The sequence below is a fragment of the Roseiflexus sp. genome (assembly GCF_057785375.1).
On the sequence record NZ_JBYNRX010000019.1, the window covers coordinates 1 to 16,837 of the forward strand.

11 protein-coding genes are annotated in these 16,837 nt (G+C 61.6%); 7 read left to right on the top strand and 4 right to left on the bottom strand.

Annotated elements, in window-relative coordinates:
* The first annotated feature begins 313 nt into the window (after positions 1 to 313).
* Positions 314 to 1,801: a ComEC/Rec2 family competence protein gene (locus AC3EA7_RS03370; RefSeq protein ID WP_488612616.1), complete on the top strand. Its 1,488-nt coding sequence runs from the start codon at positions 314 to 316 to the stop codon at positions 1,799 to 1,801.
* A 1,486-nt stretch (positions 1,802 to 3,287) separates the two neighbouring features.
* Here AC3EA7_RS03370 and AC3EA7_RS03375 read toward each other — a convergent pair.
* From AC3EA7_RS03375 to AC3EA7_RS03390, 4 genes are all read right to left on the bottom strand, one after another.
* The gene (locus AC3EA7_RS03375; protein ID WP_488612617.1) at positions 3,288 to 3,989 is read right to left on the bottom strand and encodes a Uma2 family endonuclease; all 702 of its coding nucleotides are present in this window, start codon (positions 3,987 to 3,989) and stop codon (positions 3,288 to 3,290) included.
* A 475-nt stretch (positions 3,990 to 4,464) separates the two neighbouring features.
* Entirely contained in the window at positions 4,465 to 5,298 is an 834-nt protein-coding gene (locus tag AC3EA7_RS03380; protein WP_488612618.1) for a PIG-L deacetylase family protein, read from the bottom strand.
* Between the two features lie 10 nt (positions 5,299 to 5,308).
* A complete protein-coding gene (locus AC3EA7_RS03385; protein ID WP_488612654.1) occupies positions 5,309 to 7,312 on the bottom strand; it encodes a hypothetical protein in 2,004 nt (667 codons plus the stop codon).
* Between the two features lie 574 nt (positions 7,313 to 7,886).
* A complete protein-coding gene (locus AC3EA7_RS03390) occupies positions 7,887 to 8,144 on the bottom strand; it encodes a hypothetical protein (RefSeq protein WP_488612619.1) in 258 nt (85 codons plus the stop codon).
* 487 nt (positions 8,145 to 8,631) lie between these two features.
* Between AC3EA7_RS03390 and lon the strand changes: the two genes are divergently transcribed.
* The 6 genes from lon to AC3EA7_RS03420 all read left to right on the top strand — a co-directional run bounded on the left by lon (position 8,632) and on the right by AC3EA7_RS03420 (position 16,830).
* Positions 8,632 to 11,145: an endopeptidase La gene (gene lon / locus AC3EA7_RS03395; RefSeq protein WP_488612620.1), complete on the top strand. Its 2,514-nt coding sequence runs from the start codon at positions 8,632 to 8,634 to the stop codon at positions 11,143 to 11,145.
* Positions 11,146 to 11,176: 31 nt separating this feature from the next.
* Positions 11,177 to 12,220 carry a CaiB/BaiF CoA transferase family protein gene (locus tag AC3EA7_RS03400; protein WP_488612621.1) on the top strand — a complete coding sequence of 348 codons (1,044 nt, stop codon included), beginning with the start codon at positions 11,177 to 11,179 and terminating at the stop codon, positions 12,218 to 12,220.
* 24 nt (positions 12,221 to 12,244) lie between these two features.
* Complete coding sequence (locus tag AC3EA7_RS03405; RefSeq protein ID WP_488612622.1) at positions 12,245 to 13,099, top strand: SEC-C domain-containing protein; 855 nt, start codon at positions 12,245 to 12,247, stop codon at positions 13,097 to 13,099.
* A 43-nt stretch (positions 13,100 to 13,142) separates the two neighbouring features.
* The gene (locus AC3EA7_RS03410) at positions 13,143 to 15,104 is read left to right on the top strand and encodes a hypothetical protein (RefSeq protein WP_488612623.1); all 1,962 of its coding nucleotides are present in this window, start codon (positions 13,143 to 13,145) and stop codon (positions 15,102 to 15,104) included.
* 105 nt (positions 15,105 to 15,209) lie between these two features.
* The gene (locus AC3EA7_RS03415) at positions 15,210 to 15,881 is read left to right on the top strand and encodes a histidine phosphatase family protein (protein WP_488612624.1); all 672 of its coding nucleotides are present in this window, start codon (positions 15,210 to 15,212) and stop codon (positions 15,879 to 15,881) included.
* Positions 15,882 to 16,065: 184 nt separating this feature from the next.
* Positions 16,066 to 16,830, top strand: a complete 765-nt coding sequence (locus AC3EA7_RS03420; protein WP_488612625.1) for an RDD family protein — start codon at positions 16,066 to 16,068, stop codon at positions 16,828 to 16,830.
* Positions 16,831 to 16,837 lie beyond the last annotated feature (7 nt).

Here is a 16,837-nt window from a genome sequence, read left to right on the forward strand (position 1 = left end):
CCCCCTCCCCCACGAGGGGGGAGGGGAGCGGTATTTCCCTCGCTCCCCGGATGGGAGCGGGAGGCGGGGGGCTAGGGGCAGGCGGGCAGAGACCACACCATATCCCCCTCCCCCTCCCCCTCCCCCACGAGGGGGGAGGGGAGCGGTATTTCCCTCGCTCCCCGGATGGGAGCGGGAGGCGGGGGGGAGGGGCAGGCGGGCGCAATGCCGCGTCGCAGTGGGCGAAAGCCCGCCCTACCCCTGCGGGATGTTATCGACCCCTCCCCTCGTAACTTTTTCTTGACGAATGCGGTAGCAGTAGCAGGGGGTGACGATGACCCTGATTGTTCTTGCCATTGCCTGGATGGTCGGCATCTTTCTCGCTGATGCACTACACTTGCCGCTCTGGCATCTGGTCGCCGGCAGCAGCGGGTGCGGCATTGCCGCCATCGCACTGCGTCGCAGTCCGCGTGCACGGCTCGTATTCCTGGCGTTGTGCGTGGCAGCGGCCGGTGGCGCGCGCCTGGCAGCAGCGGAGATTCCGGTGTCGCCCCACAGCATTCGGCTGCTGAATGACAGCGGCAAGGCGCAGATCCGCGGTATCGTGATCGAAGACCCGCGTCGTCTTGCCGACGGGCAACGGGTGGTGTTCGCCGCCGATAGTGTGCGTATCGGGGATGCATGGCGCCCCGCCGAAGGTCTGGCGCTGGTGACCCTGCCGCGCTACCCGGAGCGGTTCTACGGCGACCGGCTGGAACTGACCGGTGCGCTGACGACGCCGCGCGCGGCGGCGCGCCCCGGCGATTTCGATTATCGGGTTTATCTGGCGCGGCGCGGCATCTTCTCGTTGATGAAACCAGAACAGACGCGCCTGATCGCATCGGATCAGGGACATCCGTTGATCACGACGCTGCTCCGGTTCCGCGATCAGGCGCGCCGGGTGTTGCTGCGCGAACTGCCCGAACCGCAGGCGGCGCTGGCAGTCGGCATTCTGCTGGGGCTGCAATCGTCGATCCCGGATGAGGTACTGGACCACTTTAGCGCCACCGGCACGTCACACATCCTGGTCATCTCCGGCTGGAACATCACAATCATCAGCGCGGCGCTGTACAGTCTGGCGGATGGGATGAAACTGGAGCGGCGCAGGGCATTCTGGCTCATTCTGATGACCATCTGGGTCTATACGCTGTTCGTCGGCGCCACGCCGACGGTCATTCGCGCGGCGGTCATGGGCAGTATCGTGGTAATCGGGCAGCGCCTGGACCGCCCGGCGCACGCCTGGACGACCCTCTTCGCGGCGTGTTGGGCGATGACGCTGTGGAATCCGCAGACGCTGTGGGACATGGGGTTTCAACTGAGCGCACTGGCAACCGCATCACTGTTTGCGTATGGCAAAGGAACCGAGGCGCTGCTCATGCGCACGCCGCTGCGCGCCGGGTGGCTCGATTGGGCGCGTGAAGCGCTCACGGCGACGCTGGCGGCGCAAATTCTGGCGCTGCCGCTCATTCTCTACGCTTTTGGCAATCTGTCGCTGATCGCGCCACTGGCAAATGTGGTGATGCTGCCGATGGTTCCGTCGGCGATGTTGTTTGGGGCGATCGCGCTGGTCGGTGGACTGATCTGGCTGCCGCTGGGTCAATGGCTGGCGCTGCCGGCGTATCTGTTCCTTGCCTGGTTGACCGAGGGGGCGCGTCTGTTCGGTCAGTTGCCGTGGGCAGCGGTGCAGTTGCCGCCGTTTCCGCTCTGGCTGCTGCTAGCATACTATGCGATTGTGGTGGGGGCGTGGTTGTGGAATGCGAGTGTGGAGGAGGTCAGGGGTTAGGGCGGTTTTCCCCTCTTCCCCCTGCCCCCTTCTCCCGCCAGGGGAGAAGGGGGAATTTGTTCATCCCGATGCCTACAGCGGTTGTCCCCCTCTTCCCCCTGCCCCTTCTCCCACCAGGGGAGAAGGGGGAGTTTGTTCATCCCGATGCCTACAGCGGTTGCCCCCCCTTTCCACCAGGGGAGAAGGGGGAGTTTGTTCATCCCGATGCCTACAGCGGTTGTCCCCCCTTTCCACCAGGGGAGAAGGGGAGTCTGACATCCCGACCGGTAGGCGCCCGATGGTGCAGGCGCCTACCGAACGCAGGCGCGCCCGATCCCCGGATGTGGTCGATGCCATTGCATCGCACCGGCGGCAACACTCTTGACCGAGATAGAAAATACAGCACAATGTATCAAGAAGCATTGCCCGATGTTGAGTCCTGATGCCAGCCTGTCGTATCATGATTAATGCGCGGTCATTCGTACCATACTGCCGGGTCGCGCAGCGGACGCCGGGGCGCTGCGGGCTAAAGCCCTCGCTGAGGACGCAGTTCGACCATGCTCACTGCACGTGAAAGCCCCGCTGGGGCTGCTGATGCCAATGCACAGTCCATGCAGTCCACGACCGCCAACGCGCGTTGTAGAAACCGGGCGCTCGAACATCTTGCCTGACTGACCGCAAATTAGTATCAGGATCGAACTGTGGGAGCTACAGCCGTTCTCATCAAACATAAATCTCATACAGACAGTTGTGCAGTCAGCGCACGCTGAGCCTGTTGCAGCCGACGCCCGCCAGCGCAGGCAAACCCTGGAACGGATAGACTGCGTCGACTGTTTCGATAGACCGGCGCACTGCCGGACATAAAGAGGGATGATACTCTCTCTCCAACCCGCGCCCTGGCGTCATTCGGCGGCGTTTGCGCCTTGCCGCGTGTTGCCTGGCGTCGGGGCGCGCTTATTCCAATCAAGCGGCGACCACGTAGATTCACATTGCCTGCGGGCACAGCCTGCGCTGGAGCACGGACCTGCGCGGATTGCACCGGGCGGCGCGTCTTATAGCGCGACCAACCAGATAGTTGACTGTCTTGCGGCTGACAGTGGCTTCGACAGGCTTAGCCGGCTTCGACAGGCTCAGCCGGCTTCGACAGGCTCAGCCACCGTCAGCCGCTCCGCGTCCTTGATTGTCCAGATTTGGGGTGATCGCTCTGGCAGACGAGGCGCACGTTGCTGAGGACGATAGCGACGCCAGAACTCGATCCTGCTCACAAGGGTTGCGGGTTTCAGGCGTGAGCGGCATCGCGGCGGCGGACGCATTCCCCATCTGCCCGCTGCGACCGGGCGTGAGCGGCATCGCGGCGCGGCAGCGGTCTCTTTCCCCGTCTCTCGCTGCGACCAGGCGGGTGCGGCTTTCGGGCGTGAGCAGCGTCGAGGCGCAGCGGCGCCCCTGGCGGTGAGCCTGCCGAACCGCGCCCCTGCTGGCGTCCTCATACCCGCAAACGTCCCGGGCATCAAGGGTCCTGACGCGCAGCGAGGCGCGCCGCGAAGGCGGCGTGTTCGGCGCTTGCCAGCCCCTGCTGCGCCACCGCCAGCAGCCGCGCCAGGTCGTTCGCCCAGAATGCATCGACCGCCAGCCACAAGCCGGGGAACGCCTCGCTGCGCACGACTCCGTCAGCCGTCGGCAACGCCGCGTACCCCTCGTCGCGCAACGCAAACCAGTCGATCCGCCGTTCGTCAATCTGCACCACCAGATACTCGCGCACGCCATTGCGCATATAGGCGCGCTTCTTGTCGTGCAGGTCGTAGGCGGCGCTGCTGGCGGCAATCTCGACCACCAGTTCCGGCGCGCCTTCCAGGTAATCGTCGTCGCCGACGCGCGACCTGCCGCCTTCCAGTCGCAGCAGCGCGTCGGGCTGCACTTCGTTCTCCAGGTCGAGCCGCACCGTGGCGCTGTCGGCGAGTTCGACCCCCGGCGTTGCAGCCGCGTATGCACCCAGCCAGACAATAATCATTGCGTGCGGACGACCGTGCTGACGATAGCGGATGGGGGACGTCACGTAGACCACTCCTTCGACCAGTTCGGCGCGCAGCGTGTCGGGAGCGGCGTGATAGCGCCGCTCGAACTCCGCGCGCGAGAGCCGGTCGCCTGAGACGAGCGGCGGAACCGGTTGGGGCGCGGCGGCGGGCGTTTCGATTGTGGGGGAGGTGGTCATCGCTCTGCCTGCAACAATGTCGTCTAGCGTTATTATACCCCAACGCATTGCAGAGTCCACTGTACAAAGGCTTAACCACCAAGGACACGAAGCGCGCGAAGGTGAATAAAAAATGAAGCGCATTTCCTGTGTGTCCCTTTGTGACCTTCGTGGTTGCTTTTTGCAGTGAAGTCATTGCTAATACTTATGTGCAGTCATTCGTCCATACTGCCGGGGCGCTGCGAGCGAAAGCCCTCGCTGAGGACGCAGTTCGACCATGCACACTGCAGGCGGTTCGACGGTGCTCACCGCAAGTGGAAGCCCCGCCGGGGCTGCTGATGCCAGGGCGCGGTCAGCGTCCACAACTGCCGGCGCGCGTTGTGGGATCGTTGCGCCGTGAGCGCCGGGGGCGCGAACATCTTGTCTGACTGACCACAAGTGAGTATACAAAAGGTTGGCGCAACGAGCAACGCCCGCTGACAGTCCGATTCGCCGTTCAGCGTCGTTCTGAAAAAAACGGGAAGAGGCAATGCAGGTTCTCCGGGGTAAGAGGCGCGCCGTACTCACACCCCTCGAAGGCTTCGGCGTACACGACGCTGCGCCCGCGTTCGACGCCGTACAGTGCAATGAGCGTCGCGCGGAACCGGTCGGCGTCCTGCCGCATCCGTCCATCGAGACGGCGCCGCAGCCAGGCGAGGCGTTCGGCATCACCTACGGGAACCTCAGTCAGGATGCCCTGATTGTACGGCAGCCACTCATACATCTGCGACGTATGGGCGTGCAGCATCGCAAATTTCAGATCGATCACCTCGTCAATGGCGACGACGACATCCGCAGTGAAGGGGTAGGGTTTCTGGAACGTGTCGCTGACGTACACAATCACCGGCATCATGTCAAGATGCGGCGTGTCAGCGCAGACATTCGGGACGGTCACCATATATGAGGCATCCTGGATCAACTGCGCCGTATAGCGGTGATCGGGGTGATAGTCATTCGGGCGCGGCGACATGATCAGGTCGGGCCTGAACTGGCGGATGAGACGAATGATCTGGCGGCGATTTTCCAGGGTGGGCATCAGTTCGCCGTCGTGGTTATCGAGCGTGATATAGCGCACACCAATGACCCGTCCGGCTGCTTCGGCTTCGGCGCGGCGGCGGCGCGCCAGGTATGCGCCGGCTTCGGTCTGATGCCCGGCGTCGCCGTTTGTCACCGAGACGCACAGCACCTCGTGCCCCTGACGTGCATAAAGCGCCGCTGTGCCTCCTGCGGTGAAATCGACATCATCGGGATGGGCGCCAAAGATGAGCACTCGCAGTTGCTCGCCGGTCATTGGAAGACTCCTATGGCTGATACAGATCGATACGGTACGATGCCGGTTCTGTCGTGAATGGCGTAGCGCCGCTGAGCAGGAGAATGGCGCGTTGCCCTGGAGTCAGTTGTACGCTGGCGCGTCCCTGAGCATCAAGGGCGGGAGCAATGACTTTCGTCTCATCGCCATCGAACAACACCAATCGCACAATCCAGTGCTGCGGAAGAATACCGGACGTGCGCACAAACCCCATCGCCTCCCAACCGCCATCATCGGTTTCAGCACCATCGCTGAAGGCAATCTCTGGAATACGAACGTCGTCGAGCAACAGACCAGGACCGTTGATCGCAGCGTCGGAGATGACCCAGAAGCGCAGCAACACCTCCTGACCAGCGAATGGCGTCAGGTCGATACGTTCGTCGATCCAGCGTCCGCGCGCGCCACCGAGTGCGGCATCCGGCACACCGCTGATGCCGGTGAGTCCATCGCCTAGATTGTGTCCCTGGGGATCGTCGGTGCGCGTGGTAATGCCGGAGAGGGTCTGCCAGCGCATACCGCCGTCGGTGGAGACGGTCACGAAAGCGTAGTCATAATCGCGCTCGAGTTCGTGCCAGAGGCGAAATGTTAACGTTGCGCGCGGCACATTGCGTAGATCGAAGCGTCGCGTCAGAGTGGAAACACTTTCATCGCCGCGGTGGCTCCACCAGGCGAACCGCCCTTCAAGCGGCAACGCACCAACCAACTGCACCGTATCGGTCCCATCGAAATCGATGGTCAACGGACCTTCGAGCGGACCCAGGTAATCCACCCCAAACTGGCGCACCGTGGCGGAGGTTGTTCCCGCTTCGAGTCGCACAGTCGTAGCGCGCGTCGGCAGACCGCGATACGCATAGCGTCCGTCGCCTGCGGTTGGATCGTTCAAAACATTCGCCACTGCCCAATCGGCGAACAGATCCGCGAAACTGCCGATGTCCGCGCGCCGTTGTGCGGCGAGATCCGCGAGCGCCTGCGGATTATTCCCCACATCGGCGTCGATCCAGTCGGCGGGGCGAGTGTCGCCGGCGTAGTGCTCGTACACGTAGCGCATAAAGAGTTGGGAAGCGCCGTAGTGGCGCATCACGCCGCTTCCTGGCATCCATGTCGTCAATTGCGTGTCGGGGTTGCGCAGATACGCCAGCGCAGCGCCGTTGTCGCCCAACCCGTTCAGGTCCTCGGCAAGCGTCGAGAGACCTTCATTGAACCAGGTCGGGCTGCGCGGCTGGCAATGCCAGTGGATCATATGCTGAAACTCGTGCGCCAGCGTCGCGTTGTAGATGTCACTGCCAGGCGGGAAGGCGACCGCATCGATGACGAACATCTCGCGTTCGTTGCTGAAGCGATTGACCGCGCGCGTCACACCGTCGGCTGAGGAAAAATACCCGCCTGCTCCGCGAATGCGAGTGTTGAGAATGGTCAGACGTTCATCGCCATCGACGCCGGGGATGCGTTCCTCGCCGAACAGGAAGCGATTGCGCGGGTAAATTCGCTCCTCGAAGACCTGCGCCGACTGCTCGATCAGATGTTGCGGAATATCGAGGGATGTATCGACGTACATCAGCACAACCGGGCCGGCATAGCGCAGTTGTGCTGTCACGGTATAGTTCACATTGTTCGAGACATCAGCCACCCAGAAGGTCTCGATCGCACCGACCCGAACATCGAGCGGCGTAGTCCGCGCAACGTCGGGGATGTCGGCGCCGCTGAACACGGCGCTGATAGCGCGCTGATCACGGGGAGCAGGGACGGCAGCGGCCATTGCCGCCAGTTCATCGAGGGGCGTAATGGTGGACGTTGTCGGGCGCACAGGGATAACAGGCGCAGGCGAGGAAGCAATGGACGGCGCAGCCGTGGGCGACGCAGTTATCTGGATAGATGACGGCGTCGGCGCCTGCGTCACGCCTGTACAGGCGGACAGGAGCGCAACGGCGAGCAGGGCAAGGATGCCACACAGCGATTGCGATCGTCGGATCGGGAAGTGATGCATTGGTGCAGACACTTTCAATGCGCTGCTCATTGATCGCGGGTATTATACCAGTTGCGACAAAGAACGGGCAGGATCAGCGCACATCCCTGGAGCGCACAGGAGCATGCTTTTTGCACGGCGCATGGGCGTCACTGCCTCATAACCCGGCAGAAAACGCACCCTGTTTCCCCGTCACGTATGTAATACTAATCCGCGGTCATTGGACAATAATGGTTTTTGAGCAAATAATCCGGCATCGCCCGGTTTAGCCCGCGCAGGCGGGCTTTGCAGCCGTAGCCTGCGGCTTCAGCCACCGGATCGCGGAAGAAGTATTCAAAAACCGTTATTGCCGGGGCGCGGGGCGGGGCGCCAGGGCGCTGCGGGTGAAAGCCCTCGCTGAGGACGCGGTTCGACCGTGCTCACCGCAAGTGCAAGCCCTATCGGAGCTGCTCATGCCAGGGCGCGGTCAGCGTCCACGACCGCCGGTGCGCGTCGTGGATCGTTGCGCCGTGCAAACCAGGCGTTCGAACATCTTGTCTGACCGACCGCCGCTTGACACAAGAAGACACAGAACGACATTCGGCAGAGCGCCGATCCGAAGCATTCGCTACACCAACAGTCCGAGGGCGAGCAAGAAGAGCATCACGGTGATCTGGGTGCAGCGCAACCCATCGATCTGAACGGCGCGCCAGAACTCTTCGCGCCCCAACCACCACCAGACACGCGACAGATTCTGGCGCAACTGGCGACCGCGAAGCGACGCGGGCGCTTCGACACGTGCGAGGCGCAGCAAGCGGCGAGTGTGAACGGTAATCATTGCGCCCCAGAGACACACAACGACAATCTGAACAATCAGCTCAACCATGGTGTTCCTCCGGATGTGATAGTTACGCTGCTGACTGAATAGAATCTCCTGCGTCGTCCGATGTGGTGATACCTGCACGTGTGGCTGGTTCCTCATACGCGCAAGGCGCCGGGTTGCACATATCTGGGTGGCATCGCTGGCATATCCCGATCAGTGCAGATTCTTTGTGAAGCCAGGAGCACCTGCGCTGTTGCAAGGTGTATTATACCGACTTGTCCGCTCCATGTGAAGCCTTTTTGTCGATATTCTTTGCACGAGTTGCACCGCAGCGTTCTCTCTTCGGCGCATCGCCGCTCGTCATTGCTTCCAAGTATAGCCGACGTCGCTCGCCGAGATCATTTCGATTTCGTGGCAGGATGCGTGTAGTTTCGTCGCACGGACCATCTGTGGAACGTCTGCTCAGCCGACGCTGAACATCAGCCTTTCCGCACCATGCTATAATCCCATGCACACCATTGGCGAACAGTCCGCAGTTGACGAGGACGCTATGCCAGAAGAATCGCCGATACTCTTCGATTTCCCAATCAATCCGGAGTCTGCGCTGATCGACGGTCAGAGGCAGGAGCGCATGCTGCCGGTTGTGCCCCTGATCAACACCGTGTTATTCCCGCATATGCTGACACCGCTCTTCGTCGGGCGCGAACGTTCAGTGGCGGCCATCGAAGAAGCAATGAGCGGCGATCGCACGATTCTGGCGGTTGCGCAGCGCGAACCCGACATTGAGGAGGTAGGACCCGCCGATCTGTACACGATCGGCGTCGAAGCGGTGATTCAGCGCATTCTCAAAATGCCCGACGGTTCGATCTCGATCGTCGTTCAGGGGCAGCGGCGGATGCGCGTGGTGGCATACGTGCAGGATCAGCAGGCGCTCCATGCGCAGAGCGTCGCCATTTACGAAAACACCGAAAAGACCATCGCAGTCGAAGCCATGATGCGCGCGGTGCTCTCATTATTCGAGAAGGTCGTCAAACTGTCGCGCACCCTGCCCGACGACGCCTACATCATGGCGATGAACGTCGGTGAACCGGGATGGCTGGCAGATCTGATCGTCTCGACGTTGCCGCTCGATGTACCGCGTCGCCAGGAGATTCTGGAGACGCTCGATATCGAAGAGCGGCTGCGCCGTCTGTCGATCATGCTCTCGCAGGAACTCGATGTCCTCGAACTCGAAAGTCGCATTCACACCCAGGTTCAGAAGGAAGTTGATCGGTCGCAACGCGAGTTCTTTCTGCGCGAACAGATGAAAGCCATCCAGCGCGAATTGGGGCAGACCGACCCGATCCAGCGTGAGATGGACGAACTGCGCGAGCGGATTCTGGCGGCGGCAATGCCTGAGCGCGCTCAGGCAAAAGCGCTCGAAGAACTGGAGCGCATGGGGATGATGCCGCCAGCCTCGCCTGAGTATAGTGTGTTGCGCACCTATCTCGACTGGTTGATCCATCTGCCCTGGAGCCAGCAGACCGAAGATGATACCGACCTGGTGCGCGCAGCCGCAACGCTCGAGCGCAATCACTACGGATTGCCGCGCGTCAAGGAGCGGATCCTGGAGTTCATGGCCGCGCGAATGCTGGCCGGCCCGCGTCTCAAGTCGCCGATTGTCTGTTTTGTCGGGCCTCCCGGCGTGGGAAAAACCTCACTTGGTCGCTCAATCGCCGAAGCGCTCGGACGGCGCTTTGTGCGCATTTCGCTGGGGGGCGTGCACGACGAGGCGGAGATTCGCGGACACCGGCGCACCTATATCGGCGCGATGCCGGGGCGGATCGTCAAAGCGATGAAAGATGCCGGAACGATCAATCCGGTCTTTATGCTCGATGAAATCGACAAACTGGGCAGCGATTTTCGCGGTGACCCGGCTTCGGCGCTGCTCGAAGTCCTCGACCCGGAGCAAAATGTTGCATTTACCGACCATTATCTCGACCTGCCGTATGACCTGTCGCGCGTGTTGTTCATTACCACCGCCAACCTGCTCGACCCGATTCCACCGGCGCTGCGTGATCGCATGGAAGTCATTCATCTGCCGGGATACACCGAGGAAGAGAAACTGGAAATTGCACGCCGCTTTCTGGTTCCGCGTCAACTGGAAGCGAACGGTCTCGCAACCCCTGAGTACGTTACACAGAGCGCCGTGGCGCTGACGAAAGACCCGGAGGCTTTATCGAGGATGCCAGGCACAGCGCTGCGCTTTAGCGATAGCGCTCTGCGTCAGATGATTCGGGGCTATACCTATGAAGCAGGTGTGCGTAACCTCGAACGCGAAATTGGCGCCATTTGTCGGAAAGTAGCGCGACGCCTGGCGGAAGGTCGTCATCATGCCCATATTATTCAGGCGTCTGCCCTTACCCGCTACCTGGGTCCGCCGCGCTATCTCTACGGTCTGGCGGAGCAGCACGACGAGGTCGGGGTAGCGACCGGCATGAGCTGGACGGCTAACGGCGGCGATGTGATGGCGGTTGAGGTCTCATTGATGAAGGGACGCGGCGTGCTCTCGCTGACGGGGCAACTTGGCGAAGTGATGCGCGAGTCGGCGCAGGCGGCGCTCTCGTTTGCGCGCGCCAATGCCGAAGCGCTTGGCATCAAACCCAAGCGCTTCGAGACGACCGATATTCATATCCATGTGCCGGTCGGCGCCGTTCCCAAGGATGGACCATCTGCCGGGATCACGATGGCGACGGCGCTGATCTCGGCGTTTACCGGGAGGCCGGTGCGCCGCGATGTAGCGATGACGGGGGAGATCACGCTGCGCGGACGAGTGTTGCCCGTCGGCGGGATCAAGGAAAAGGTGCTCGGCGCGCATCGCGCCGGTATTCTGACTATTATTCTGCCACGGCGCAACGCCGTTGATCTCGAAGAAGTCCCGACGCACGTCAAGCGGCGGCTGAACTTTGTCTATGTCAATCATATGATGGATGTCATCGCCTGTGCGCTGTGCGAACGCAGCAGCAACAAATGCGCACCACCCACTCCCGCTGAAGAAGCGCCGGTCAATGGGGCGCAACCCTGATAACCGAGGTGACGGTCATCTGAGATGGGCTATGAACAATGCACCGCTTAGCGGCACAACCGTCCTTGATCTCTCGCGCCTGATCCCCGGTCCGTATGCGACCCTTCTGCTGGCGCACCTCGGCGCGCAGGTCATCAAGGTCGAACCGCCGGGCATGGGCGATTACCTGCGTCTGCTGCCGCCGCATGGTCCCGACGGAATGAACCCGATCTTTACGACGCTCAATCGAGGCAAACGAAGCATTGTCATCGATCTGAACGACGCAGAGGGCCAGCGTGTGCTGCGTGAACTGGCGAAACGCGCCGATGTGCTGGTGGAAAGTTTTCGTCCTGGCGTGCTGGAACGCTTTGGCGTCGGGCTGGAGTCGCTGCGCCGCGATAATCCGCGTCTGATCACCTGTTCGCTGGCGGGGTACGCCGCTGAGAGCCAGCGGGCGAGTGCGCCGGGGCACGATCTGACCTATCAGGCGGTGGCCGGCGCGCTGTGTCTGACCGACGCGCCGCCAGCGCCGCCGGCGCTGCCGCTGGCTGATCTGGCAGGCGGATTATTCGCTGCGCTTGGCATTGTTGCGGCGCTGGTGGCGCGCAGCGTTAGCGGTGAGGGGCGGCATGTGCCGGTCACGCTCGAAGAGAGCATTGGCGCACTGCTGGTGCTGGAACGCGCCGAGATGGGTCTGCCGTTTCGATTTGGTGACATGCTGCGCGGCAACCGCGCCGGTTACCGGCTGTACCAATGCAGCGACGGTCGTTACCTGGCGCTGGCGGCGCTCGAAGAAAAGTTCTGGAACGCCTTCTGTGACGCTGTCGGGCAGGAGGCGTGGCGCGCACATTTTGCCGAGATCGATCAGGCGCCGCTGGCTGCGGAGGTAGCCGCATTGCTGGCGGAACGTCCGGCGCAGGAGTGGGAAGCGTTGCTGCGCGCTGCCGATGTACCGTGCGCTGTAGCGGCGACGCTGACGGAAGCGCGTGCATATGCACCGCTGCCATTTACTCTCGGAGGCGCACTGCTTGAGGCGCCGGCGCCGAAACACAGCGAACACACCGCAGCAGTGCTGCGCGAATGGGAGATCGGATAGCCTCGTACCATCCAGGAGATGCGTATGCCGGCGATTGGGCGGAATGACCCCTGCCCTTGCGGCAGCGGCAAGAAATACAAACATTGTCACCTGCCGATTGAAGAAGCCGCGCGCGCCGAACAACTGCGCTTGCGACGCGCCGTCGATACCCTGATGCCGAAAGTGATCGATGCCGCACGCACTGCACCAGAAGTTGTCCCTGATGCGCTGCAACGCTTCTGGAACGGCAAATACGCTCCAGAGCAGATTGCCGAACTCGACGATCTGGAAGACCGTGGTGCCGACCGCTTCCTGACCTGGCTGGCGTTCGACTATCGCTTCGACGATGGGCGCACCCTGGTCGAGCGATTGGCGGAGGACCCTGCGTCGCTCGATCTGAGCGAAGCGGAGCGCCAGTTGCTGCCGCAGTGGACCGGTGTCGGGCTGCGCGCCTTTATCGTTGACGCTGTGCGCAAAGGGCAGGACATCGAGGTGCATGACCTGTTGAGCGAGCAGTCGTATGCCATTGCCGACAGCGCAGCGTCGCGCCGTCTGACGCCGGGTGATGTGGTGGTCGGGCATCTGCTGCCAGCCGGAGAAAAGCGCGTGATTGGCGGCGCTGCGGCGCACCTGACGCCTGACACCGCCGAAAAGTTGCGCGAATTTGTCGAACTTCACCTCGAAGCCTTTCGCCGCGATCATCCCGCTGCTGGTTTCGACGACCTGCTGCGTGTGAAATCAGAGGCGCTGAACCACTTCGTGATGGAACTGCCAGTCGAAGCGCCCGACCCGTCGCTGCTGGACCAGATCATCCTGCAAACGCGGGTAGCGCTCCGTCTGGCAGGCGAATCGGTCGGGCTGGGAGAGCGGAAGAAGGACGACGATGATCAGGAGAAATAAGCTCTGATGCATCGGCAGCACCCCGGCGACACCGAACGCACATATGGTGAAAATACGTCATGACATAACTCACGGTCCAGCATTCTGGCTGGCAGTCATCTGGCTCCTGACACTGCCGGCGTTATGGTATAGCCTTAATGCAGCAACTGAATTGCGCGTGGACGTTGGTCAGTGGGGGGACCACACCATATTGCGCGGCGTGCATGGCAGAGAGTCTAACCCATCGGAAGACTATCGCTGGACCGAAGAGCATACCACGATCATGTTCCCGAACCTCAGTGATCGGTACCGGATCTTGCAGATTCGGGCGCATGGTTGGCGACCGGAAGGCGTTCCGTCGCCATGTGTGCGTTTGCTCGCAGGGGAACGACTGTGGGGCGTATTTCAGACTGAACGCGCACTGCGCACGTACACTATTCTGTTGCCAGACGCTGCATTACGTTCGACCATCGATATGTCGCTGATCAGCGAGACATACACCCCATTCGGGGAAACCCGATCAGTTGGCATTGCAATCGACCGGATAACACTGCGTGCACTTAGTTCTCCGGGCAGCCCGGTGACAGGTCAATTCGCCGGTCAGGCGCTGTTGCTCGGACTAACCCTGGCGCTGATCGCGCTGCTGACGCTGCCCGGCGCGGTCCCAGCGGTTGTCGGGCTACTGGCGTCAACGACGCTGGTTTTCCTGAACGTCATTGAACCGTTATGGGTAGGGCTGGGATTAATCCACTGGCTGACCGTCGCTGCGCTACTGGCGGGCGCCACATGGTTGGTTGCGCCGCGTCTGGTGCGAGCATTGCAGCCGACAACCGACACTGATCCTTCAACGCACCCATCACCGGCGACCTGGATCACCCAGTTGCAGGTGCGGATCGCGTGGGCGCTGCTCGTAGCCGCGCTGCTTGTGCGACTGGCAGGCGCCGTTCATCCGCTCTTCGACGCGCGCGATATCCATGTCCATACCCGATGGTTGAGAACCGTCGCTGGCGGGCAGTTGTTCTTCTATTCAACTCCTGCCGAGTTTCAGAACCGGCAAACCTTCAACCCGCCCGCGGCCTACATCGTCCTGTTGCCGCTACATCTGGCGCTTAACGATATGCGCCTGACGATGCAGGCTGGCGTGGCGGCGCTGGATGCGCTGATCGCACCATTGCTGCTCCTGATTGCGCGCGAACTCGGTCTCTCGGCGCGAGCCGGGCTGTTTGCAATGGCGCTGCACGTCGCCCTGCCAATTTCGATGACCATGATGTGGTGGGGATTTGCCGCCAATGCCATCGCACAGGTGTGGTGGGCGTTGCTTCTCTGGTTGCTGCTGCGCCTGACACGCGCACCAGACCGGTCGCTCTTTGCGCTCTTCACGATTGTTGCGATCCTGTGTCTGACCACCCACATCAGCGCACTGGTGACACTCACGGCTTTCCTGGGACTGATCACGCTGATCGGATGGCGCGTCCTGCCCGATCATGGATGGCGCGCCATGGTTGCCGGGCTGTTGCTTGCGGGAACAGGCGCCGTGCTCATGTACTTTATGCCGGCTGCCGCGCCGCTGGCGAATGCTCCACGCAGTCCGACCACACTTGATCCGGTTGCATCGTTTACCGAAGGGCTGGCGTTGTGGCCAGAGCGCGTTGATCTGGTGCAACGTGGACTGATGCTGGGGTTTCTGCCACCGGTGCTGGCACTGGCAGCGGTCGGGCTGCCGTTGTTGTTCATGGCGCACCGGCGCCATCCGCTTCAACGCACGATTGTGCTATCTATGGTGGCGGTATGCATCGCCTTTTTCCTCTCGTATGTCTTTCTTCAATTGCTGACACGTTACATCTATTTTGCAACGCCGCTTGTCTGCCTGGCGGCGGGCGCTGCTCTGGCGCCGCTGGCATTGCGCCCCGGCGGACGCTGGATGGCGTACAGTCTGACGCTGTTCGTGGTCTGGAGCGGTGTTCTTCTCTGGTTTGGCGGCGTGTTGCTGCGGATCAAGCCGTCGCTGGTTCCATTGACGCAGTAGATTTCATCTTCGCCATGTGCATATATAATCTCTTATGAGACAGGTGGACGCCAGGGGACGCTGTGCGCGTCTGATGAGCACATGCATGGAGGACACAGAAACGCAATGACCACCTTCTACATCATCCGGCATGGTCAGACCGATTGGAATCTGCAGGGACGCTGGCAGGGCAAGGCGGATATTCCGTTGAACGATACAGGACGGGGGCAGGCGCAGCGTCTTGCCGGGCATCTCCACCGACAACGCATCCGCTTTGATGCGATCTACAGCAGCGACCTGCTACGGGCATGGGAAACCGCCACGCTGATCGCCAACCGGCTAGATGTCACCCCGGCGCCGCTGCCCGCGCTGCGTGAGATCGATGTTGGCGCGTGGAGCGGGCTAACCCGCGATGAGGTCGTAACCCGGTTTCACGATCTGTGGGAGCGGCTGCACTCGGGTGAGGACGTGCCGCGTGGCGGCAGCGGTGAAACCTTTGGACAACTCTATGACCGCGTCGTTGGTGCGGTGGAACGCTTGATGAGTGAGCGCCCAGGACAGACCATCGCTCTGGTGACGCACGGCGGTCCCGCGCGCGCATTGTTGCTTCACGCTGCGCGTGATAAGGTTGGCGTATTGCCGCGCCCATTGCACGTCGGCAATACGTCGTTGTCGGTCATTGCGTGCATGGCGAACGACTGGCGCATCCTCGTGGTCAATGATATGTCGCATCTCGATAGCGCCATTGAAGCGCCTGATATGATGGAGACGCAGGTGGATGATGCAGAGCGGGCGTAGGAGGTAGGGGTTAGGGGTTACGAGAACCGGGAACCGAGCAACCGGCGATGACGTTATCAATGTCTGGCGATCAGCGGCAGATGCCCAGAAAACAGTCGATCAACGATGATCAGTTTGACCGGAACAACGACCGGGAAGAGATTGCCGACATACCGGGCATAAACTCACACCAGGGGACGGGCTCATGAGCTCTGGCGACTATATTGTTGAGACCCCAGAACAGATCGAACTGGCATACGATGTAGCCGGGATCGGTTCGCGGTTGCTGGCGGCGATTGTTGATAGCGTCCTGATCGCGCTTGCCGAAGGTGTTTTGTTTTTTGCCCTGGCGCAAATTGCAAACGTGATCGAGTTTGCCGAAAGCATCTTTGTCGCAATCGGCGCGGCGCTGGGATTTGCCATTTTGTGGGGATATTACATCACCTTCGAGTTGACCTGGAATGGGCAAAGTCCCGGCAAGCGCCTGATTGGGCTGCGGGTCGTTTCGGAGGGAGGACGCCCGATTACGGTCACGGGATCGATCATTCGCAATCTCATCAGAATTGTGGACTTCCTGCCGTTTCTGTACGGCATCGGTGTGATTGCCATGTTCATCGACGGGCGGGCGCGGCGGCTGGGCGATCTTGCCGCCAGCACGCTGGTAGTGCGCGAACGCGCCGATGTGACGCTGGAGAGTCTGGTCAACAGCGATACACTAAACCTTTCGCCGCCATCCGGTGATACGACTGATCTGATCGATATCAGTTTGCTCACACCCGACGATTACGCCCTGCTGTACGACTTTCTCGATCAGCGCCGCAACCTGGCGCAGCCGGTGCGTCGGCGGCTGGCAGCGCACCTCGGCGAGGGATTGCAGGCGCGGTTAGACGTGGCGCTCGATGGCGACCCAGAACGGCTGGTCGAGCGCGTGGTGCGCGCATATCAGCGCCAGCGACGCCAGGGGACATAGGACAGAT